24 protein-coding genes are annotated in these 20,174 nt (G+C 68.5%); 20 read left to right on the top strand and 4 right to left on the bottom strand.

The genetic code is table 11. The features are described from left to right. Positions 1-8: 8 nt before the first annotated feature. Together ACY3FI_RS16840 and ACY3FI_RS16835 are read right to left on the bottom strand one after the other, a co-directional pair. Positions 9-311, bottom strand: a complete 303-nt coding sequence (locus ACY3FI_RS16840) for a hypothetical protein (RefSeq protein ID WP_462550437.1) — start codon at positions 309-311, stop codon at positions 9-11. Continuing rightward, positions 311-952, bottom strand: coding sequence for an AAA family ATPase (locus ACY3FI_RS16835; RefSeq protein ID WP_462550436.1), 642 nt, complete (start codon positions 950-952; stop codon positions 311-313). The genes ACY3FI_RS16840 and ACY3FI_RS16835 overlap by 1 nt, the downstream gene beginning before the upstream one ends. A 116-nt stretch (positions 953-1,068) precedes the next feature. On the opposite strand from ACY3FI_RS16835, the gene ACY3FI_RS16830 reads away from it, so the two are divergent. After that, on the top strand, positions 1,069-1,818 hold the full coding sequence (locus ACY3FI_RS16830) for a hypothetical protein (protein ID WP_462550435.1): 750 nt from the start codon (positions 1,069-1,071) through the stop codon (positions 1,816-1,818). A gap of 104 nt (positions 1,819-1,922) precedes the next feature. On the opposite strand, the gene ACY3FI_RS16825 is transcribed toward ACY3FI_RS16830, so the two are convergent. Both ACY3FI_RS16825 and ACY3FI_RS16820 read right to left on the bottom strand, forming a co-directional pair. Beyond that, complete coding sequence (locus tag ACY3FI_RS16825; RefSeq protein WP_462550434.1) at positions 1,923-2,939, bottom strand: bifunctional DNA primase/polymerase; 1,017 nt, start codon at positions 2,937-2,939, stop codon at positions 1,923-1,925. Positions 2,940-3,217: 278 nt separating this feature from the next. Continuing rightward, positions 3,218-3,457, bottom strand: a complete 240-nt coding sequence (locus tag ACY3FI_RS16820; protein ID WP_462550433.1) for a hypothetical protein — start codon at positions 3,455-3,457, stop codon at positions 3,218-3,220. A gap of 391 nt (positions 3,458-3,848) precedes the next feature. Between ACY3FI_RS16820 and ACY3FI_RS16815 the strand changes: the two genes are divergently transcribed. From ACY3FI_RS16815 to ACY3FI_RS16725, 19 genes are all read left to right on the top strand, one after another. Next, a complete protein-coding gene (locus ACY3FI_RS16815; protein ID WP_462550432.1) occupies positions 3,849-4,514 on the top strand; it encodes a helix-turn-helix domain-containing protein in 666 nt (221 codons plus the stop codon). A gap of 132 nt (positions 4,515-4,646) precedes the next feature. Continuing rightward, positions 4,647-5,072 (top strand): hypothetical protein, encoded by a 426-nt coding sequence (locus tag ACY3FI_RS16810; RefSeq protein ID WP_462550431.1) that lies wholly within the window; start codon positions 4,647-4,649, stop codon positions 5,070-5,072. Continuing rightward, on the top strand, positions 5,069-5,986 hold the full coding sequence (locus ACY3FI_RS16805; protein WP_462550430.1) for a hypothetical protein: 918 nt from the start codon (positions 5,069-5,071) through the stop codon (positions 5,984-5,986). Before ACY3FI_RS16810 ends, ACY3FI_RS16805 begins: the two co-directional genes overlap by 4 nt. Next, on the top strand, positions 5,986-7,125 hold the full coding sequence (locus ACY3FI_RS16800; RefSeq protein ID WP_462550429.1) for an alpha/beta hydrolase family protein: 1,140 nt from the start codon (positions 5,986-5,988) through the stop codon (positions 7,123-7,125). Before ACY3FI_RS16805 ends, ACY3FI_RS16800 begins: the two co-directional genes overlap by 1 nt. A 56-nt stretch (positions 7,126-7,181) precedes the next feature. Beyond that, positions 7,182-7,985, top strand: coding sequence for a hypothetical protein (locus tag ACY3FI_RS16795; RefSeq protein WP_462550428.1), 804 nt, complete (start codon positions 7,182-7,184; stop codon positions 7,983-7,985). After that, on the top strand, positions 7,982-8,335 hold the full coding sequence (locus ACY3FI_RS16790; RefSeq protein ID WP_071274595.1) for a TrbC/VirB2 family protein: 354 nt from the start codon (positions 7,982-7,984) through the stop codon (positions 8,333-8,335). Before ACY3FI_RS16795 ends, ACY3FI_RS16790 begins: the two co-directional genes overlap by 4 nt. A 24-nt stretch (positions 8,336-8,359) precedes the next feature. Next, complete coding sequence (locus ACY3FI_RS16785) at positions 8,360-9,133, top strand: DUF8175 domain-containg protein (RefSeq protein WP_462550427.1); 774 nt, start codon at positions 8,360-8,362, stop codon at positions 9,131-9,133. Positions 9,134-9,180: 47 nt separating this feature from the next. After that, positions 9,181-10,473 (top strand): hypothetical protein, encoded by a 1,293-nt coding sequence (locus ACY3FI_RS16780; RefSeq protein ID WP_462550426.1) that lies wholly within the window; start codon positions 9,181-9,183, stop codon positions 10,471-10,473. Continuing rightward, a complete protein-coding gene (locus ACY3FI_RS16775) occupies positions 10,466-11,992 on the top strand; it encodes an SCO6880 family protein (protein WP_462550425.1) in 1,527 nt (508 codons plus the stop codon). The genes ACY3FI_RS16780 and ACY3FI_RS16775 overlap by 8 nt, the downstream gene beginning before the upstream one ends. After that, positions 11,992-12,201: a hypothetical protein gene (locus ACY3FI_RS16770; RefSeq protein ID WP_462550424.1), complete on the top strand. Its 210-nt coding sequence runs from the start codon at positions 11,992-11,994 to the stop codon at positions 12,199-12,201. The genes ACY3FI_RS16775 and ACY3FI_RS16770 overlap by 1 nt, the downstream gene beginning before the upstream one ends. Before the next feature lie 11 nt (positions 12,202-12,212). After that, complete coding sequence (locus ACY3FI_RS16765) at positions 12,213-13,715, top strand: putative type IV secretion/conjugal transfer ATPase (protein ID WP_462550423.1); 1,503 nt, start codon at positions 12,213-12,215, stop codon at positions 13,713-13,715. A gap of 44 nt (positions 13,716-13,759) precedes the next feature. Beyond that, entirely contained in the window at positions 13,760-15,124 is a 1,365-nt protein-coding gene (locus tag ACY3FI_RS16760) for a MinD/ParA family ATP-binding protein (protein WP_462550422.1), read from the top strand. A gap of 7 nt (positions 15,125-15,131) precedes the next feature. Beyond that, positions 15,132-15,593, top strand: a complete 462-nt coding sequence (locus ACY3FI_RS16755) for a hypothetical protein (RefSeq protein WP_462550421.1) — start codon at positions 15,132-15,134, stop codon at positions 15,591-15,593. A 3-nt stretch (positions 15,594-15,596) separates the two neighbouring features. After that, positions 15,597-16,679, top strand: coding sequence for a C40 family peptidase (locus ACY3FI_RS16750; protein WP_462550420.1), 1,083 nt, complete (start codon positions 15,597-15,599; stop codon positions 16,677-16,679). A gap of 42 nt (positions 16,680-16,721) precedes the next feature. Continuing rightward, positions 16,722-17,108 carry a hypothetical protein gene (locus ACY3FI_RS16745; protein WP_462550419.1) on the top strand — a complete coding sequence of 129 codons (387 nt, stop codon included), beginning with the start codon at positions 16,722-16,724 and terminating at the stop codon, positions 17,106-17,108. Between the two features lie 2 nt (positions 17,109-17,110). Further along, entirely contained in the window at positions 17,111-17,332 is a 222-nt protein-coding gene (locus ACY3FI_RS16740; protein ID WP_462550418.1) for a hypothetical protein, read from the top strand. Positions 17,333-17,340: 8 nt separating this feature from the next. After that, positions 17,341-18,066 carry an HNH endonuclease family protein gene (locus ACY3FI_RS16735; RefSeq protein ID WP_462550417.1) on the top strand — a complete coding sequence of 242 codons (726 nt, stop codon included), beginning with the start codon at positions 17,341-17,343 and terminating at the stop codon, positions 18,064-18,066. Continuing rightward, positions 18,066-19,691, top strand: coding sequence for a type IV secretory system conjugative DNA transfer family protein (locus ACY3FI_RS16730; RefSeq protein ID WP_462550416.1), 1,626 nt, complete (start codon positions 18,066-18,068; stop codon positions 19,689-19,691). The genes ACY3FI_RS16735 and ACY3FI_RS16730 overlap by 1 nt, the downstream gene beginning before the upstream one ends. Positions 19,692-19,815: 124 nt before the next feature. Continuing rightward, the gene (locus ACY3FI_RS16725) at positions 19,816-20,172 is read left to right on the top strand and encodes a DUF4913 domain-containing protein (RefSeq protein ID WP_462550415.1); all 357 of its coding nucleotides are present in this window, start codon (positions 19,816-19,818) and stop codon (positions 20,170-20,172) included. Positions 20,173-20,174 lie beyond the last annotated feature (2 nt).

Genomic DNA, 20,174 nt, shown 5'->3' with positions numbered 1-20,174 from the left:
ATCTCCTGCTACTCCATGCCGTCCTTCTCGATCGCGTCCATGCCGATCTCCATCGCTCGCAGCATGATCGCGTGGTTCGGGTACCTGGTCGCCTTGTTGTAGTCAGCGATGCGATCCCGAAGTGCTTCGTGGCCACGCCAACGGACCAGCGCCGTCAACGGTGCGGCGCCCACACCCGGCGCCGCCACTCTTGTCGGCGACGCCGGCTGAGGTGGCTTCGGCGCGTCAGAAGGCAGAGCATCGGCCGCGGCCCCGAACGCGGCGATCGCGTCGGGATCCGCCGTCGTCTTCTTGTTCCGTGCGATCGGCATCAGCCGTACACCTCCGCGGTGAGCTCTTCGATCTCAGCGCGCGCCTGCTTCGCCTTCGACGCCGGGAGCTCGACCACTCCAAGACCGGGCGCGGCGGCGTCGCGGTAGGCCTTGCGCGAGTACAGCACGGTTTCGAGGGGCTTGACCTGGGGGTACTCCACGATGAACTCGGAGACGTCCTCCGTCTCCGTCTCGTTGTAGTTGGTGGGCGCCTGACTGAGCAGGCTGCGGACCTCCAGATCCGGGTTGAAGTCCCGGGCCGTCGAGATCACCTCGTCGAACTCCTCGAGCGTCTCGACGTCGAACTGGCTGGCACGAAGGACAACGATCATGAGATCCGCAGCGGTCATCGCTGTTCGCATCTCCTGGTTGTCGTCACCAGCGACGTCGACGATCACGTGGTCGTAGAGCTTGTCGAGATCGCGCAGGGCGGCGTGGACGTTGCCCCGCTTCTCGACGAGCGTCATCGCAGGTTCAACGCCGGCGTCCACTCGACGCGCATGCCACTTGGCGAGCGAACGCTGCTTATCCGCGTCAACGAGGATCACGCTCTTGCCCTGATGAGCGAGCGCCGCCCCGATGTTGGTGGCCACGGTGCTCTTGCCCGGGCCTCCCTTGGTTCCTCCTACGAGGGTGATCATCGCAACCCCTTTCGCGTGCCGTTGCTATCACGCACTATCAGTCGCTAGCCCAATACAGCAGGCGATAGTGCCTGATAGCAGGCTAGCACATGCAAGCATGTTGATATCACTAGCCGATGCTATCAACTGCTAGCAGATGCCTACGCGGCCAACTCGAGATCCCGAAGCTGCTGGAGAAGTCCCCGTCGGACGAACCGCATGGCTTCTTCGTGGTCGGCTCGGCCGTCGGTGGAACATGGGTATGCCGGGTATGCCTCCGGGCCGCCGTGGTCGTCTGCGGATCGGAACATGACGACCTGGCTGGTGGGCGTGCGGTCGCGGCCGCGTCGGCCGGCCTTCCGGATGAGGTGGTTCTGCCACCAGGCCCAAAGGTCACGCTCGTCGACGTACTGCTGTTCCCGGCGTTGCAAGATCCCGTCGACACCGAGCTGCTTGGCCACGTGTGTGCGGAAGTCCTGGAATCGCCGGCGCCAACCGGTGGGGGTGGCGATCGCGAGGGTCCAGCGACGCATGCGGGCGAGGGCTGCTCGTGCGCGGCCGCGGGGGAGTCCTGCACGCTCAGCGACGACCTCGGACGCGTGCTCGTCGGTCGTCAGGCTCTCGTAGACACGGCGGGCGGTGGGTCCGAGTCCCGCGCGGGTGAAGACGTCGTGTCGCCCGGCGTCCAGTCGGTCTTCCAGAGCATCGAGGAGGGTGACTCTCACGTCGAAGAGCTCGGCCGGGGGGCGGGCGGTCACGTCGTGAAGTGGCCCGACGTGTACAGAAGGTGTGGAAAACCGGTCTGTGAGTCGCCAGACGGCGGCGTTGGGGCCGTCTGCCTGTCGTCGGCGGGTGATCCATCCGGCGCCGTGGAGGCGGCGGAGTGAGCGGTCGACGGTGCTCGAGGGGATCCCGGTGGCGATCGCTACGGATCGGAGTGCGGCGCCGACGTCGCGAGAGCCGGAACGCAGGGAGAGCCAGGCGAGGTAGGTCAGGACGGTGCTGTCGTGCAGGTCCGCCTCGGTGCGGGTCCAGCGGCCGGGGGAGGCGGTGAACGCCTGCTGAACGCCTGCAGCATGGCCTCGACGACGTCGACGATCCCGGTCAGCTGCGTGAGGTCGCGCTGAGCGCGTTCCTCGGGCGCGTACCGGTACAGCACGGCACGCTCCTGCGCCTTCGCCCACTGCCGCTCGAGGCGCGCAGCCGCCTCGGCCGCGGTGCGGGGTTCGCGGCCGCCGGTGGGCCGGTTGCGGGTGCGGTAGTGCTCCATGCCGGGTGCGGTCTTCGCGGCGTGCTCGACGTCGGCGAGGGTCCACCCGGACACCGCGGCCGCGAGCAGGCAGAGGTAGCCGGTACGGGACGGGTCACGCCCGCCGGCGACGGTGGCCATGTGCGCCTCACCCCACGTCGGAAGGGTCCGGTGCGCGTGGTGCCGAGCGTCGACGGGTCCGGTGGGGGAGGAGTCCGCAGGGTCGACGGTCGGTCGGAGCTCACGGAACGCCGCGATGACGCGGAGCAGGTCGCCGGCGGTCACGGTCGGGGTGCGGAGCACGTCGACGTCGGCGGCGCCGGCCATCACCTCGGACGCACCGCCGCGTGCATGCGGAGTCAGTGGGGGCCGGACGGCGCCGGTGCGGTCGTTGCAGAGAAGACCGTGGTCAAGAGAGGGCAGGACAGCGCGGGCGGCGCTGGCGAGCTGCACCATCGTGGCCTTGTCGATACCGGCGAGGGGTACCCAGACGTGGAAGCCGCCTGCGGGGCTCGAGCGGCACACCACGTGGGGCACCTGCGCGTCGCGGAGGATCCGCACCAGCACGCCGAGGTCCTCGGCCGCCTGGTCGAAGTCCTCAGGGGTCTTCGCATCGAGGTCGAACGCGGCGAACCAGAACCGCCCGTCAAGGTCGGTGAGATCGATCGTCCACGGTGTCGACGGGGGAGTGTGCCCTGCAGTCGGGAACTTCGACGGGTAGCTGTTCGACCGGATCGTCCCGTCAGCCTCCGCGATCATGCGGTTCACGTACCGGCGAGGCGCGATCGAGCGAGTCAGTGCCCAGGCGGTATCCGGAGTGGACACGCGGGCAGATTCGTACGTGCTGGGCGCAGCAATGTGCGTTACGATGACGACACCTCCTCCTCTCGGGGTGGTGGTACGACGAAGGCTCCCGGCTCCAACCGGGCTTCTTCTTCGGAACTCTCACGACCTGATCTGCTTGCCGGCTACCACAGGTTGTGAACATGACTTGGGGCTTGGCCCCGGACCCCCGCCTCGTGCGGGGGTTCTGTCGTTTAGGCGGCTGTGTGGGCGGCCTCCCGAGGGTCGTCAAGGATCGGCAGGGCGCCGTACTCAGCGATGAGCTGAGCGTGCAGGCGCTCGAGGTAGAGCGAGATGCTCAGGTTCCCCGATGCGCGGGCGGCGTCGTGGTAGTCCTGCCCCGTATCCGGGTGCAGTGCGACGTCTCGGATTCGCGCGGCGTCAACACCGCGGGGAAGGCGATTGCGCTTCACACCTGCGTTCGATCCGGTCATAGGCACGAGTGTGGCGTTAACACGCGGTCTATCAACGGAGGCCGACGCGGTGTGTCGGATACCGAGGGCTCTCACGTCATCCGGTGAGCTCTCGGCCCGGATGCAGCCGGAAAGCGCAAGACTGGTCGCTGTGCAGACCGACCGTTCCACGCTGACCGTGGAATCAACCCAACCCAACGCCCCAGAGTCACCAGCGAGAGCGCGCCGCGGACGGACGTGGGTCTGGGTGATCTTCGCCGGGGCGGTGGCGGTTGGAGTCATCAACGTCGTTGCCATCGCTCTCGTGGGGTAGGTGGTGGAGCAGTCGGCACGGTTGCAAATTAGCAACCCTGCTGTATCTTTGCAAGAAGCGTACTGAACCGTCGGCTGCTAGCGTTTTTGAGTGGAACCAATGAGCGAATCCTCCGCACAAGCTCTGCACGGAGCGCTTGCAGCTGAGCTGCGCGCTGCGCAGGGCGTCGCGCACGTCAACGTGCGTGCGTGGGCCGAGCGGTCTGAGATCACGCACGACACCATCTACCGCGTCCTCAACGGGAAGCGGCCCGTGACCGTCGTGGAGTTGGTCAACCTCTGCCGAGCGATCGGGGACGACCCGCTCGAGCTGGTGGCCCGTGCGGCAAAGCGCGCTGGTCTTGATCTGGGTGACGGCGTCGACGAGATCGTCCGTTCAGACCGCGCCCGGCTCGCGCTCGAGGCGTCCGGGCTCGGGGACAACCTGGACGCGGCGTACACAAAGGCGCGGTCGGCACTCAGTAAGACCGGACACTTGCTGTCGCTTCGGGAGTGGCGCGCGTTCATCGACGGTGCTGGTTCGCACTCGTTGGTAATCGCTCTGGCTGACTTCCTCGAGGTGCCGGCGGACTACCTCCTGGGAAAGACGCCGGAAGATGAAGCGCAGCGGATCGACGCCCAGCTTGGCCTCGCTCGCTCGATGCGCTCGCTCGGCGTGACGAAGATCGCTGCGCGGTCGCTCGACGAACTCGAACCCGAGGAAATGGCCACGGTGGAGTCCGCCATTCGTGCGCTGATCGACAAAGAAGAGGGTCCCCGATCCTAGGGAAGTGAGTGCTCTCCGAAGGGGGAGCGCTGGACGGGAGACATCATGCGAGGACGCCGCCAAGGCCAGGCCGCTCACGAGCCTGTCGCGGCGATCGCCGCTGAGCTCGTTTGGAGGACGCCGCTGCCTGACGTGGCGGAGTTCGAGGACCTGTGCAGCGCAGTGTCGGCTCTCTATGGCCGACGGCTGGTCTTCGACGAGATCAAGGACGCCTCGCTCCGCGCAACCACTGGGATCCTGTTCGAGGCGGAGACGTTCACCGGGATTCTCGTGCCGGCGGACGACAGCAACTACTACAGCTTCTTGAGCCGGACGCATGAGCTTTGCCATCTGATCGTGCGGAGTGCGCCCGATGACTGGTTCCCTCCGGGTACCGCGCGGCCGCATCAGCCGGCCCCCGACTCGCGTCTGTTCCTTCGCCTCTGTCCTCGGAACAGCTCCGAGTCGAACGACGCGGAGTCGGTGCGGGAAGAGCTGATCGTGGAAGAGATGGCGCGCATGTTCACCCGTCGGCTTTCGGCCTATGCCGACACGACGGAAGAGGAGCACTTCGGGTGATCCAGAGCGCATGCCTTCTGATCGTCATCGTCGCTGTCGCGTTCCGTGCCCGGAGGTCGTACCGCAAGCCTGCCTGGTGGGCGACCGTGTTCTGCATGGTGTCCCTGGCGACGTACGGCGTGATCGGGGCCCCTCCCGCCGTTCTCGACGGGCTTCTAGGCGACCGGAACCTGCTCACGCTCGTACGCGATGCGTCCGCTGTTGCGGCGTTGTGGTCGTTCCACAACGCCGTGGCCACCGAGCGGGGGTTCGAACGTCGGCGACTGCCGTGGTGGTCGGTCGTCGCCGCCATCATCGCGTTCACGATCCCGTTCCTGCTCATCACGGACCCAGGACACACGTCCTCGCGGTTCGTGCTCGATCGCCTCGATCAGACGGCGGTCTGGCTGTTCGCGACCCTCTACACGGCAGTCGTGGGGCTCATCAGCGCGCTCACCATCCGAATGCTGGCCGAGCGGCGCACGATGCCGACGATGTTCTGGGTGACAGGGCTGTCCCTGATGCTCGTCAGCGACGTCGTCGAGGTGCTCTACCTCTTCGTCGCTCACTTCGGACCAGTCTCAGCGGCGTTCCGAGAGCACTACTACTACGTGGCCGAGGTGCCCTTCTTCTCGGGCCTCTTCATCGCTGCCGCCGGGTTCATCTGGATCCTCGGCGCACGTGCGTTCTGGTGGGCTGCCGCCCGCTGGACCGTCAGCGTCGACGCCCGCGGTCACGGCCCCAGCTACCGAGCGAACCGCCTTGCCTTGGCGACAGCGCGCCGCTGGTCGAACCGGCAGCTCGCGTTCGACTCGGCGGCAAACATCCGCGACCGTGTCAAGGTCGGGCTGCAGGAGCTCTCCACCGTCGAACGAATCACGTTCGCGGTCGTTGAACACACGCTGTCCAACAAGCTCGGAGAGGTCATCCCCTGATGCTCGCGCTCATCATCGTGGCCATCGCAGCGGTCGTGCTCGCCGCTGCCTACTGCGCCGCCGTGCTCCTGCTCGCGCGCGCCGTGGTGTTCCCACAGCGCGCCCGGCCCACCAAGATCGTCCAGGTCAGCCCCGACGGGGACGTGGAACTCTCCAGCAACCCGCTGACGCGTTTCGGCGGGATCCTCGGGCTCCTCTACGACGACGAGACGAAGCTAGCCGTGCTCACTCCGGCGGTCGACGCCTCAGAGGGGGGCAGCACCGTCAGGCGTCACCTCGCGGAGCCCGCGACGCTGGAGGCTGACACCGATGGGCGAGCGGCGGGGAACGTGTTCACTCCGACGAACGTCACAACGACGCCGCCGGCAAGCGTCGAGATCCACACCGACCACGCGTCGCAGCCCGCATGGCTGTATGCCGGCACCGGCGCCGAGTCAGCCACTTGGGTCATCCACGTGCACGGGATGCTCGCCGGCCGCGACTCAGCTCTACGGAGCGTCCAAGCAGTAGCCGGCGCGGGATATACGTCGCTGGTGATCTCCTACCGAGGCGACCGCGAGGCCGCCGGCGAGACACGGGAGCCTTCCGCACTCGGGCAAGCAGAGTGGCAAGACCTCGACGCGGCAATCGCGTACGCCCGGTCGCAGGATGCAGCTCGCATCGTCGTGGTCGGCTGGTCGCTGGGCGCGACCGTGGCACTCGAGGAGACAGCGCGGGGGCAGCAGGGCGCGTCGATCGACGCTCTGGTGCTCGTGTCTCCCGTCGTGAGCTGGGCTCGCACCATCCACTACGGGATGGCCCGGCAGCGCGTACCGCGCTGGCTCGCGTCGTCGGCCATCGCCCTGTTGTCGTCACGCCTTGGTGCGCGTGTGCTGGGCCTGCCCGTCACGCTGCACCTGACGGAGACACTGCCGACGGTCTCCGTGCCCACCTTGGTCATCCACTCGGAGGGTGATCTGACCACGCCGTTTGCCGCGTCCGAAGCATTCGCCGCGAGCTCAGCCTCCGTCGCTCTTGAACAGTTCCCGGCAAGCCCGCACGCGATGGAGTGGAACGCCGCATCCAAGCTCTTCGCCGCCCACGTCAATGACTGGATCGTTGCGAATTTGCGCCGACTTGGCACGGAGGATGCCCGGTAACCCGAACTAGGGCCACGCCGTTGCGCTGATCTTGCAAATCTGCAACACTCATAGACATGAGTGTTGCAGTGGAGTCGCGTTCGAGCCAAGGCTCGCCCGATGCTCCGCGCGCGTGCCTGGTCTGCGGTAGCCACAAGCTCGGCCCTCGGTTCTGCACCGAGTGCGGTACCGAGCTCGTCCCGCAGGTGACCGTCACGCACGCGGTCGGCCCGATGTGGGCAGCAAACGGCCACGTCCTCACAATCTCGCCGGGGGAGGACCTGCGGCGAACAGTTCTCGACACCGCCGCGGGCATCGCCCAGGCGACCGCACCGGTTCGCGTTGTCGTCACTGACGGGCCACGAGTCACCCGGGTCGTTCTTCGGCTCGATGGCAGCTCGGTGGCCGAGGGCGACGACGCTGCGGCCTGGGCGGGCCCGGGCGTGCAGCCGGTGGCTCCGCCGCGGTCGCGGCCGTCGCTGGTCGGCGTGCACGCCGGCGCGGGGGCGAGCACGTGGGCCCTCCTGCTCGACCTCCCGGAAGCGCAGCTCACCGATGAGCCCACCGGGCCGGTCGTGCTCGTCTGCCGATCGACACCCGCGGGGATCAACGCGACCAAGGCCGCGGTCCACGCGCTCGGCTCTGACGCTGTCGACGCCGTTCTGATCGTCGCTGACGCACCTGGCAAGCCCGTCCCGGCCGCCGTACGCGAGCAGCGCGTGCTGGCCGGTGCCGTGTCGGTCGTACCGGTGCCGTGGCTTCCCCGTCTCCGGGCGGTGGCAGAAATCTCCCCTGCGTTGGTCGGGCAGCTTGCCCGTCCCGTTCAGCGGGTCACCAAGGCGCTCCTGGGGGCGCAGTCGAACAAGGAGAAGGCCGAATGATCAGCAACGCCATCTACGCCGTCGTAGCGAAGTCACCCAAGCTCGTCGACGCCAGTAGCCGTGCAGGCATGGTCGTCGCGCAGGCGTACTGCCTGCCCGGGAAGGCGCAGGACGCCCTCGACACCGCGACGCTCTGGACCCGCATCGTCGCGATCGCGCTCGGGGTCATCGCGCTCATCATCCTCGGCATCGGCATGTTCTTCTCCGGCAAGCGCCACGATGGCGGGGAGACCCTCAAGGGTCTCGGCTGGTGGATCGGCGGTGCAGCCCTGATCGGCGCGGCCGCGGGGGTGGCTTCGATCTTCCTCGGGTCGGTGTCGGCGAACTGCAAGCAGATCCCCGGCGCGTAACCGACACCAACCCGGGAGGCCGTCATGGCACAACGCAACCGCAACACCAAGGGCATCGGCGACACCGTCAAGCGCGGGTGGAACTCCAAGCCCGCAGCCATCGGCGCAATCGTCGTTCTCGTACTGGTCGTCGTCGTGGTGCTGCTTTCGACTCTGCTCGGCGTGTTCGCTCCGGCGAAGAACGGCGAGCAGGGCACGGCGAGTAAGCCCGCGCCGACGTCGACCTCGTCGGCTGCGGAGGGTCCCTGCAATGTGAGGGTCACCGACTCGTCGTCGACGCCGAAGATCCCGGCAGACCTCACTTGGAAGACGGGGGAAGAGGGTCTGACGTGGCCGGTCTCCAAGTCGGTCGGACCGACCAAGACCGTCGACGGGTTCGACGCCTGCTTTGCCAGGTCGCCTCTCGGAGCCGCCCTCGCAGCGCAGACGGCCAACTACTCGGTGTTCGACGGGTCGCACACGCCGAAGTCAGCGCTCGAGTTCTACCTCGCCGATTCGCCCGGTAAGTCGAAGGCTGTCGCCCTTGGGGCACAGCAGGACACGGCCGCGCAGACGCGTTCGTCTGGCCTCAACCCGGCTGGGTTCACCGTCGACTCATTCACGAAGAACACCGCGGTCGTGACGCTCGTCCACTCCTACCCATCGTCGGCAACGGGGTACTTCGGCACCCCGATCACGATGGTGTGGACCGACGGCGACTGGAAGGCGCAGGTGCTCGACAACGGCGGCGCGTTCGCCGGGAAGCCCACGACTCCGAGCGAAGGCGACTTCATCGCCTGGGGAGGTAGCAGCCAATGAATCCCGACGACGTCCTCAACCCGACGTGCCTCATCGGCGGGCCCGTCGTGTGTGCGGCCAAGAACGGTGTGGACAGCGCTGTCTCGTCGGCCGCCTCGAACGGCTTCAAGCAGGCCGCGGAGACGATGTTCACCGCCTACGACGACATCATGAAGCAGTTCCTGACGAGCTGGACAGGCTCGGGGTTCCTGGTGTCGCTGGACAACAAGGCCACGGCGTGGTTCCAGGACACGTCCCTGCCGATCACGATCGCGCTACTCACCCTCGGCCTCATCGTCGCCGGTGCTCGAGTCATGTACTCGCGTCGCGGCGAACCGTTCCAGGAGGTGATGGGTGCGCTCGGTCGGGCCGTTGCGGTCATCACGCTTGGGACAGCCGCAATCCAGATTTTCGTCTGGGGCGGTGATGCGTACGCGCAGTGGATCCTGAAGGTGTCTGGCGTCAGCGCGACCGGTGGATACACCGCCGCCGGCTTCGCGGCAGCCTCGCCCGGGCTGGCGCTGATCTTTGGGCTCCTCGGCGTGATCGCGGTCGGGCTGCAGTGGGTCATCATGTTCGTCCGGCAGTCACTGCTGCTGCTCCTGAGCGCGTTCTGGCAGATCTCGGCTTCCTACGCGCTGCTCAAGCGGGGTGAGCAGGCGTTCGAGAAGATCACCGCCTGGATCATCGCGTTCATCATCTACACACCGCTCGCGGCGTCGATCTACGCGTTCGCGTGGCGACTCAAAGACGGCCAGGACGGCGTCGGCGGGGTCCTCTACGGACTGATGCTCATCGTCCTCGCCGTTGTGGCGCTGCCGGCGATCATGCGACTCCTCATCCCCGCATCCGGTGCCCTCGGGGGCGCGATCGGCGGAGCGATGGCGCTGGGTGTCGGCGCTGCAGCGCTGCAGGCCGGTGTCGCCGTCGGCGCGGCGGTCGCAACCGGCGGCGCGTCCGCCGGCGCCGGAGCTGGCGCAGGCACTGCGGCGACGACGTCGACGACCAGCACCGGCGTTGCCGAGGGTGGCGAAATGGCCTCTGCGGGTGGCCAGGCCGGTGGTTTCGGATCGGACAGCACACCGACCGCCGGTGGCAGTGACGGCGACGCGTCCAGCGCCGGCAGCTCTGGCAGCGATGGCGCCGCAGGCATGGTCGGCGGGGAATCAGCGTCGGGTGCTGGCGGCAGCGACGGCGCGAGCGGCAGCGACGCCGGCGCCGGGACGCCTGCCGCGGGCGGGGCATCGGATTCCGGCTCTGGACCGTCGTCCGGCAGCCGCGCGGGATGGGCTGCGGCCGGAGCCGCGGCGGACAGCTCAGAGGGTGCAGCGAACACAGCGGAAGGAATGATCGGTGAGTGACGCAACAGCAGGAAAGCGGATCCGGTTCGGCAACTGGTTGCCGACCACGAAGGGCACCCTCGGCGGGCTGACGCTCATCGGTTGGGCGATGCTCCTGACCGGCGTGATGGTCATGGTCGTCTGCCTCGTCGTCGGCTGGTGGCTCGCAGGCATCCTCGCCGTCCTCGCCGGCGTCGTCGGCAACGCCTTGTTCATCGTCCGCTGGGGCGACCCGACAGCCGGTCGCACGGTCGCGGCCCGCGTCTGGGACCGCTCCGTGGACCGCAAGCGCCAGCGCGCGGGAACGAACCACTACCGCACCGGGCTCTTCACCGAGCTGCCCGACGACGCGCTGACAGCGCTTCCCGGGATGCTCTCCGACCTCGAGGAGATCACCGGCGTCGACGGTGAGGGTGAGGAGTACGTGCTCCTGCATCACCGGAAGGACTCCCGGAACCCGCTGCTTGCCGCGACGTTCACCTGCCACCCCGACGGCACCGCACTGCTCCCGCAGGACCGCATCAACGCGCAGGTGTCCGAGTTCGGTGGGTGGATCGCCTCCCTGTCACGGGACACCGCGATCGAGGGCGCCGTGATCGTGGTCGACTCCGCCCAGGAATCCGTCGACCCCCTGATCGCGAAGATCGACGGCGAAGTCTCCCCTCACGCCCCGGCCGCCGCGCAGCGACAGCTCCGCGAGGGAGCACGGGCCCTGCCGCCGGCATACGCCGACGTCGAGGTGTTCACCTCCGTCGTGTGGAGCGTGCACGAGCTCGCCGAGAACGTCGACGAGGCCGCGGCTGACATCGCGGCGAAACTGCCGAACCACCGCGCGCTCCTCGCCGGCGCCGGCGCGGGGAGCCCCGCGGTGGCCACCAGCCAGGACCTCGCCCGTGCCGTGCGCGTCGCGTACCAGCCGGAACGATCGCGGGAGTTCGGCTCCGACGACCTCGCGGGGCTGCCGTTCCGGATGAAGGTCACCCAGGCAGGCCCGGACGAATTTCACGACGACCAGCGGCGGATCTGCTACCACGATGGGGTCGCGTCGATGACGGCGATGATGGTCGCTCCGCCGCAGATGCACATCACCGAGGACTTCCTCGAGGTGCTGTTCCGGCCGAACGGGAAGTTCCTTCGGAAGCGCACTGCCGTGTTCTACCGGCCGCTCAGCCCGGGGGCTGCGATCAAGGCGGCGAAGAAGCTCGGTGCGAACGCCCGCCGCAACTCGACGACCGCGACCGGCCAGGACGACGAGATGGCGAAGTATCGGCGGCAGCTCGCGAAGAAGACGGAGCTGGACCTGATGACCGGTGCGTCGATGACGGCGTTCGCGATCGAGGTCACCGTGACGTTCGAGCCGTCCAAGCGCGGCATCCGGAACGCGACCACGGAGTTGAAGAACATCCTCGACGGCACAGGGATCGCGTATCGGTTCGTGGAGACCGACGCGGCCGCCGGCTTCCACTCCACGCTCCCGCTCGGTGTCCTGCCGTGGGCGTACGCGACGGCGATCCAGGGCGTCACGGATCGGACCGACTGATGCGGCTGCAGGACGTCGGCTCCGTGGAGACCGTCGTGCCGAAGCGCGATGACCTCGCTGACGCCCGGAAGGGCAAGCTCGCCGACCGGCTCCACGAGCTCGAGGCCGCCACGAGCCATGGCTTCGTCCTGGTCCACACCGTCGTCCTCGATGGCGAGCAGTACGCCACCTTCGTCGACACCCTCATCCAAGACAGGAGCGCAGCCTGATGGCGCAAAGCATGACCAAGCGGCTCACCCGCACCCCGTCGGGGTTCTTCGCCCCGAACGGTGGCGGGTGGGAGCAGATGCCGCAGCCGCCCAGGTGGTACGCCACCAGCGTGCAGGTATGCGGGATCTACCCGTTCGGCGCCGGCACCGGCCGCCCGATCGACGGGTCCCCGCTCGGCGAGGACATGATGACCCACACCGCCGTGTGCACCGACCACGACGCCCTCTACCGGGCCAACATCATCTCCTCACCCTCGGCGTTCCTGTTCGGGCTGAACGGCAACGGGAAGTCCAGCACCGCGCAGACCCTCATCGGCGGGCAGGTCGGCCGCGGGCTCACGCCGGCAATCTTCGACCCGATCAAGGGCGAGCACGTGCCGTGGATCCAGGAGCTCGGCGGGACGGTGTTCTCCATCGGCCCGCAGGCCCGCCACCAACTGAACTTGCTCTCGCCGGGCCCCCTCGGCTACGCCGCTCGCCGCATCGGCGGGAAAGTGGGCGCCGAGCTGCTGCAGCTGGCACGAGCGAAGTCGATCGACCTGGTGAAGCTGTGCGTGAAGATCAGCCGCGGCAGCCGCGAACCGCTCAGCGATATCGAGGAGACGGCCGTCGAGGCGATCGTCGACACGATCCTGAACCACGTCGGCCCGAACGAGACCGCGGTCACCGCCGACCTGGTGCGCGCGTTCGCGGAAGTTTCCCCGCTCATGCTCGAGCGGACCGGCCTGTCGAGCCCGGAGGCGTTCCACACCCGGTTCGCGCGGCTCGGGGAGTCGCTGAGATCGCTGATGACCGGGCAGATGGGGCAGATGCTCTCCGGCACGAACTCGATCGAGTTCGAACCGGGCAACCCAGGCGGGTTCTGCTTCGACACGTCTTCGATCGGGCAGGGGAACACGAAGCTGCTCTCCGCCGCGATGCTGTCGACCTGGTCGCTCGGCATGGACGCGATCGACGCGCACTGGGAACTCGCGCAGCACGAGCTCGCGAAGGAAGCCGAGGCGTACGCCAACGGCGACCGGTACAAAGCGCAGGTCACGTGGGGCGGCTACACGTCCCTGATGGATGAGTTCTGGTACCCGATCCGCGCGTGCGAGGGCATGGTCGACCTCGTCGACGGCCTGTCCCGCACCAACCGCAGCGTCGGTGCCGCGGAGTTGAAGGTGTCGCACTCCCCGAAGGACCTGCTGTCGCTGCCGAACGCGGACGACCGGGAGAAGGCGAAGGGGTTCATCGAACGGTCCGGGCTGCTGATGCTCATGGCGCTCAGCCGCGACGACCTCAACGAGCTCAGCAAGGTCCGGTCCCTGACGCCGAAGGAGATCGACCTCGTCGCGAAGTTCAACTCCTCGAAGACGTGGCGGTCGCCGCGGCGGCAGAGGGGCACCAAGGGTGCCCCTCCCGGCGCCGGGAAGGTGCTGCTGAAGATCTCCGAGCGCGTCGGGATCCCCGTGCAGATGCTCCGCACCCAGACGCAGATGGCCCTCCACGACACCGACGAGCGTTACCAGTGACGACGAACCCAGATACGACAAGCCGAGAGACAGGACGAACGATCATGCCGAACAGCACCGTGCACGTCGACTACGACCTGGTCGCGAACGGCGACCACATCACCATCGGGGATGCCACGTTCACCGGGGACAGCGCCTACCCCGACGCCATCGGGTGGCTCACCGCGCGAGCGGCGAGCACCGGCGCGGCCGTCGTGGTCCGCAGCTACGACGCCGGCACGGGCGCCGACACGCTGTTCAGCATCGACGGGGCCGGCACCATCGAGGCCGTCACTGGTGCCGTCTCCGACAGCGCCGCCGGATCCCCGTGGGAAGCACAACCCACAGCACCGGCGATCCCGGCAGCACCTCGCGGTGAGTACGCCGACGTAGCGCGTGAACTCGGCGGGGAGCCAGTCAGCCTCGCCCCCGCCGGCGCTCCTGCCCTCGACCCGCTCCGCGTCGCACCGGCAGCGCCGGCGGGGGCCGACGCTGGTCCGTCGACGCGTCGCGAAGCTCGGCAGTCGTTCCTCACGCGCGAAGAGGTCGAGGAACCCGCCACGCAGGGCCTCCGCGGGATCCTCGCCCGGATGGGCCTGCGGGTCTCACCGTCGGCCGCGGAGCGCGCAGAGCGCGACTGGACGCGCCTGGTGAGCCAGCACTGGCCCGGCCCGCGGACGATCGCGATCGTCAACGGCAAGGGCGGCGTCGGGAAGACCATGACGACCATCAGCCTGTCGAGCGTGTTCGCCCGCCACGGCGGTGCCGGCGTCCTGGCGTGGGACAACAACCAGACCCGCGGGACGCTCGGCTGGTCCACCGAGCAGGGCCCGCACGATGCGAGCATCCTCGACCTGCTGCCGCAGGTCTCGCGGCTCCTCGGCACCGGTGCGCAGTCCGCGGATCTCGCGCACTACGTGCACCACCAGACCCGAGACCGGTACGACGTCCTCCGCTCCAAGCCCGAGGTCCTCGCCACCGAGCAGCGCTTCGACGCGACGACCGTGGACTCCATCCACAACGTCGCCGCGAAGTTTTACCGGCTCGTGTTCATCGACTCCGGCAACGACGAGACGGACCCGATGTGGGTCCGCGCGCTCGAGCGGGCGGACCAGATCGTCGTGCCGACGATCGGGGAAGCGAAAGCGGCCGAGTCCGCAGCGCTCCTCCTCGAAGGGCTCCACGCCCGCGGCGGTCACTTCGCTGACCTCGCGGACACGGCCGTCGTCGTGGTCAGCAAGCACAAGCACGACCTGCCCGACGCGGAGCTGACGAAGATGGCGTCCGGGTTCGCAGGTCTCGCCCGCGACGTCGTCACGATCCCCTACGACAAGGGGCTCGGTGCCGACGTCATCAACTACGGCGGTCTCCGACCGGAGACGCAGCGCGCCTGGCTCGCCGCGGGCGCTGCCGTCGCGAAGGGGCTCTGATCCGCCCATGACCAAGAAGAACCTCGCGATCGCGATTGCACTGCTGGGCGTCATTGCGATCGCGCTCATTCTTCTCGCGGTCAGGGCACACCTTCCGCACCGCGGCGAGGACGCCCGCTCGACGTCGTCACCCATTCCCTCGGCTTCCGCAGCGCCGGCCTCGGAAGACGTCGCTCACGCGGTCGCTGAGCGGTTCTGCGAGCCCGATGCGACGAAGAACAACTGGCAGCGGTCACTCACGCCGTACCTGACGCCCGACGCGTGGCAGCTCTACTCGGCGGTCCGGCCAGCGAACGTCCCGTGCGCCGGCGTCCACGACGACGGGAAGCCCGTCGGTGACCAGCAGACGTCGACGGACCGGGCGTACCAGTTCACCGCCTCCACGGGCGGTCCCGTGACGGTGACGCTGCACCGCGACACCAAGCAGGACCCGTGGCTGGCGTCCTACATCAACGCCGGACAGGAGTAGCTCGTGGGCGGCAAGGGGAGCATGATCGCGATCGTTGCGCTCGCGCCGATCCTCGGCGTGGTCCTGGTCGTCGTGGTGCTGTTCACGATCATCACCGGCGCCGGCGACGAGGACGCCGCGGCCGCGACCTGCGGGGCGACAGGCACTGTGTCCGGTACTGCCGTGGCGGTGCAGGAGGGGAACCTCCCCGCGAAGGTCGGCCCCTACTCCGGCGACCAGGTGAAGAACGCCGCGGCAATCGTCTCGATCGGCAAGCAGCGCGGGCTCACCCAGCACGCCCAGCACACCGCGCTCATGGCCGCGATGACCGAGTCCACGCTCAACAACCTGCAGGGCGGTGACCGCGACTCCGCTGGCCTGTTCCAGATGCGCCCCTCCCAGGGTTGGGGAACACACGCGCAGATCACCGACATCAGCTACGCAATCAACCTGTTCTACGAACGCCTGGTGAAGGTGCCCGGCTGGGACACCATGAACCCGGGCGAGGCAGCTCAGGCCGTCGAGGGATCGGCGTTCCCGGATGCGTACGCTACGAAGTCGGCGTACGCGGTCGAGATGATGAACGCCCTGTCCGGGGTGACGGTGTCGACGGTTTCGCAGACTACCGAGGGCGCTACCTGCACCGCAGGAGCGGCCTCAGGTGCCGCCGCTGGCGGCACGAACAACGCTTTGGTCGGTGGCGAGCAGCCCGCGACGGGGCCGCACGCGGCGCAGATCAACCAGGTAATCGGGTTCGCGAAGCAGCAGCTCGGCAAGGACTACGTCCTCGGCGGTGCCGGCCCGAACGTGTGGGACTGCTCCGGGCTGACGAAGGTCGCCTACGCGCAGATCGGTATCAACATCGACGCGGGCCACTCCGCGACCACGCAGTGGCGCAACGGCGTCGCCCGCGGGCAGAGGCACCCCCTGTCCGAAGCGCAACCCGGGGACCTCATCTTCTGGGGCGGCAACGACGCCTGGCACGTCGGCATCAGCCTCGGCGGCGACATGATGATCGCCGCTCCCAAGGTCGGCGACGTCGTGAAGATCCAAAAGGTGTGGGGCACGCCCAACGGCCAGGTCTGGCGACCCGTCGACGGCCTCTGAGCGTCGTCGCCGGCGGTACACGAACGAAGCGAGGAGCACACCATGACAGCACTCACGCACCGCGTCGACGCGGCCACGGTGACACTCGAGGACCTCGCCGCGCTCGAGGGGACGACGCTCGTATGGCGGGGGCGGACCGGGTCGATCGGCGCGTTGTTCTCCCCGCTCGAGGGGGAGATGCCTCCGGACCTGCTCGCGCTCACCGCTCCCGAGCGCATGGTCGAGCTGCTGGAGTACCAGCCCGACCACCGGTACCGACGTGTGGACGCATTCACCGATGATCTCGGGAGCGTTGCCGCGGTCCTCGATCGACTGGCGGCCCACGCGCCGGCTGAGCCGATCGTGCGGTTCGGCGGCGGGCTGGAGCTCGACGGGCCCGGGCTGCGGGATGTGCCGGCGGTGGCGCTCTGGACCGGACGGACGTGGTGAGCATGACCGGGATCGGCCACACCATGACCGGCGTCGCGGACGCACTGCACGACGTCGTCGACGCGTACAAGAAGGCCCGCCGGCAGCGGGACGAGATGATCGTCGCCGCCGTCCCGGTGCTCGGCCAGCACGGCGTCGCGGAAGCATCCGGGCTGTCCCGGCGCCGCGTCCGCCAGTTGCTTGCCGAGGCGGAAGCGGCTGACCGGCAAAGAGACCCCCGATGAGACGCCGCATGAAGCAGCACCTCCTCACCGCGGCGGTCCTGGTCGCGGCCGCTGGCCTCGGCGCGATCGCCGCGCCCTACGTGCATCCGGGCACGGCGACTGGTGACAGCCTGCCGGCGTCGACGGCCGCTCCGTCCGCCTCGAGCACGGCGTCGTCGGCCACGGCGTCGGATGCGCTGCACGACCTCCACGCACTGGCGGTGTCAGATGCCTACGTGCCCGGGTACGACCGGGCCGCGTTCGGGCAGGCGTGGGCCGACGTCGACCACAACGGCTGCGACACCCGCAACGACGTGCTGCGCCGAGACCTCACGGGCGTTCTTACCCGCGCCGGCACCCGCGGGTGCTTGGTGCTCTCCGGGACGCTGCACGACCCGTACACGGGCCGCTCCATCGCCTTCCACCGTGGCGAGACGTCGAGCATGGCCGTGCAGATCGACCACCGATACCCGCTCGGGCTGGCATGGCGGCATGGCGCGGCGTCCTGGACGCCGACGCAGCGGCAAGAGTTCGCCAACGACCCGGTGAACCTCGCCGCGGTCGACGGGCCCGCGAACGAGGAGAAGTCCGACTCCGGGCCCGGGGAGTGGATGCCGGCGAACACCGGCGACGCGTGCACCTACGCCACGACGTTGGTGGCCGTGGCCACGAAGTGGCGGCTGTCGCTCGGGACTGCAGACGAACACGCACTGGACCGCACCCTCACCGGATGCGCTGAGCAGGGGAGCAACTGATGAAGACGACGACACCGGACCCGTTCCAGACGGCGCTCGAGCAGTTCCAATGGCCGTGGTGGGGTGTGCCGCTGATTGTCGCCGTGGTGGTGCTCGTTCTCGCCGGCGGGGTGCTGTTCCTGGTCCGCACGCGCGGCGGCAATCCGGTGGACCGGATGCAACGGCACCTGCGCGCCGGGAACAAGCTGGCACCGGTGCTGTACCCGGCCCGGCGGAAGGAAGCCAACCGGCTGCACCCGAACGCCGTGGACCTGCCGCCAGGGCAGAAGATCGGGACGCTCGTCGGATCCAGTGCAGCGTGGGTGTGGCAGGGCTGGCGCGACGTCGCGGTCTACATCTTCGGCACGGGCCGGGGGAAGACCAGCGCGCTCGTCGTGCGGCACATGCTCGAAGCTGTCGGTGCCGCGGTGATGACCACGAACAAGGTCGATGGTGTCCGCGAGGTCCTCGCCGGCAGGAAGCGTGCCGGCGAGCAGTGGGTGTACGACCCGACGCAGGTGTACCGACACGACAAGCGCCCTGACTTCGTCTACGACCCGCTGACGGCGATCGAGGACCTGGTCGACGCGCAGGAGCTCGCCGCGATCTTCGAGGCCAGCACCAAGGACGCCGACAGCAAGAAGGACGCCCAGTTCGACTCCCAGGGCCTCGACCTGTTCGCGTACGCGCTTCTCACGGCGAAGCTCGAGGGGGAGTCGCTGCGGAAGGTCTACGACTGGGTGATTCACCAGAACCACATGGAGCTCAGCGAGCTGCTCGAGCGACACGGCCAGATCGGCCCGTCGATGGCGCTCGAGGGGCTGCAGTCGCAGCCGGAGAAGACCCGCGGCAGCGTCTACGCCACAGCGCAGCGCATGGCCTCGGCTCTGGCGAACGACAAGCTGCTCGCGTGGACGTCGGCTCCGGGAGTGCGGAAGTTCAACCCGGAAGCGTTCGTCCGCAGTAACGACACCGCGATCTTGATCTCACGGAACGGCCCAGGCTCAGGGTCGGCGTTCGTCGCGTCGCTCGTGCGCGCGATCGCGAAGGCAGGCGAGCGGGCGGCGGCCGCGGACGGCGGCCGCATCACGACCCCGGTGGTGTTCGAACTCGACGAAGCCGCGAACGTGGTGCGGTGGCCGGAACTGCCGGACTTGGTTTCGTTCTATGGCTCCCTGGGGCTGATCCTCGGGATCTACTTCCAGGGCTGGGACCAGATGGTGCGGGTGTTTGGCACCGCCGGCGCCGGCGCACTCTGGACGACGTCGCCCATCCGTGTCTACGGCGGTGGTGAGTCGACACAGTCGCCGTTCCTCGAGCGGTTCAGCAAGGGCATCGGCACCTATGACGAGTGGACCACCAACCACTCCTCTGGCCGGAACGGGTCGACCAGGTCGCGATCATCGCGGAAGGTGCCGATCCTCCCGGCGGATGCGCTGGCACACCTGCCGGAGTGGCGAGCCGTGGTCGACCCGGCGGCGGCGAAGCCGGTGCTGATCGAGACCCGCCCGTGGTTCCGCGACAAGGTCCTGACGGCGATGGTCGAGGGCCGGGAAGTAAGGAACGGGAAGATCGTCAAGGAGAAGAAGACGTCGACGGGGCGGCCGTCGGCCGCGGAGGGGACGCCTCGTGTCGACCCCGTTTGATACCGACTCGTGGCCGGTCGGGTACGGGCCGCGCGACGCCGACGCTCCGTACGACGACGAGACGCCGCCCCCACCTGCCGATTCGCAGACCGGTGAGGTTGCGCCCTCGCCGGCGGATCTCAACGTGGACGAGTTCCTGGGGTGGGTGAAGCTGCAGCTTGGCCGCGTCGAGGCGTACGGCGGCGCGCAGGCGAAGGACAAGCCCGCGTGGTGCCCGGAGTGGTGGAAGCACCCGGAGGTCGTGGAACGGCTCATCGTCGCCTACCAGGCGTACGTGAAGGCGTCCGCAAGCCAGCACGAGGGCGACATGCTCGCCCTGTCGGCCTGGTGGGTCCAGCACTGGGACCACCACGCGGCGATCATTTTCAACCCCGCGACGGGACCATTCCGTGCCTGCAACTACAAGGGGCACCTGAACCTCGTCGACCGCGACAGCCTCACGATCACGGTCGAGGACCCACCCACGGGGTGGGAACCGTAGGC

The sequence above is a fragment of the Curtobacterium sp. RM9 genome, from assembly GCF_054956955.1.
This window is presented reverse-complemented; position numbering and strand designations above follow the sequence as displayed.

Bases quoted from the DNA above. Each gene is read 5' to 3' on its own strand.
- ACY3FI_RS16730 (WP_462550416.1), top strand. From the start codon at position 18,066: ATGAAGACGACGACACCGGACCCGTTCCAGACGGCGCTCGAGCAGTTC.
- ACY3FI_RS16835 (WP_462550436.1), bottom strand. From the start codon at position 952: ATGATCACCCTCGTAGGAGGAACCAAGGGAGGCCCGGGCAAGAGCACC.
- ACY3FI_RS16820 (WP_462550433.1), bottom strand. From the start codon at position 3,457: ATGACCGGATCGAACGCAGGTGTGAAGCGCAATCGCCTTCCCCGCGGT.
- ACY3FI_RS16815 (WP_462550432.1), top strand. From the start codon at position 3,849: ATGAGCGAATCCTCCGCACAAGCTCTGCACGGAGCGCTTGCAGCTGAG.
- ACY3FI_RS16740 (WP_462550418.1), top strand. From the start codon at position 17,111: ATGACCGGGATCGGCCACACCATGACCGGCGTCGCGGACGCACTGCAC.
- ACY3FI_RS16735 (WP_462550417.1), top strand. From the start codon at position 17,341: ATGAAGCAGCACCTCCTCACCGCGGCGGTCCTGGTCGCGGCCGCTGGC.
- ACY3FI_RS16755 (WP_462550421.1), top strand. From the start codon at position 15,132: ATGACCAAGAAGAACCTCGCGATCGCGATTGCACTGCTGGGCGTCATT.
- ACY3FI_RS16840 (WP_462550437.1), bottom strand. From the start codon at position 311: ATGCCGATCGCACGGAACAAGAAGACGACGGCGGATCCCGACGCGATC.
- ACY3FI_RS16765 (WP_462550423.1), top strand. From the start codon at position 12,213: ATGACCAAGCGGCTCACCCGCACCCCGTCGGGGTTCTTCGCCCCGAAC.
- ACY3FI_RS16745 (WP_462550419.1), top strand. From the start codon at position 16,722: ATGACAGCACTCACGCACCGCGTCGACGCGGCCACGGTGACACTCGAG.
- ACY3FI_RS16770 (WP_462550424.1), top strand. From the start codon at position 11,992: ATGCGGCTGCAGGACGTCGGCTCCGTGGAGACCGTCGTGCCGAAGCGC.
- ACY3FI_RS16760 (WP_462550422.1), top strand. From the start codon at position 13,760: ATGCCGAACAGCACCGTGCACGTCGACTACGACCTGGTCGCGAACGGC.
- ACY3FI_RS16830 (WP_462550435.1), top strand. From the start codon at position 1,069: ATGCTATCAACTGCTAGCAGATGCCTACGCGGCCAACTCGAGATCCCG.
- ACY3FI_RS16790 (WP_071274595.1), top strand. From the start codon at position 7,982: ATGATCAGCAACGCCATCTACGCCGTCGTAGCGAAGTCACCCAAGCTC.
- ACY3FI_RS16800 (WP_462550429.1), top strand. From the start codon at position 5,986: ATGCTCGCGCTCATCATCGTGGCCATCGCAGCGGTCGTGCTCGCCGCT.
- ACY3FI_RS16825 (WP_462550434.1), bottom strand. From the start codon at position 2,939: ATGATCGCGGAGGCTGACGGGACGATCCGGTCGAACAGCTACCCGTCG.
- ACY3FI_RS16785 (WP_462550427.1), top strand. From the start codon at position 8,360: ATGGCACAACGCAACCGCAACACCAAGGGCATCGGCGACACCGTCAAG.
- ACY3FI_RS16795 (WP_462550428.1), top strand. From the start codon at position 7,182: ATGAGTGTTGCAGTGGAGTCGCGTTCGAGCCAAGGCTCGCCCGATGCT.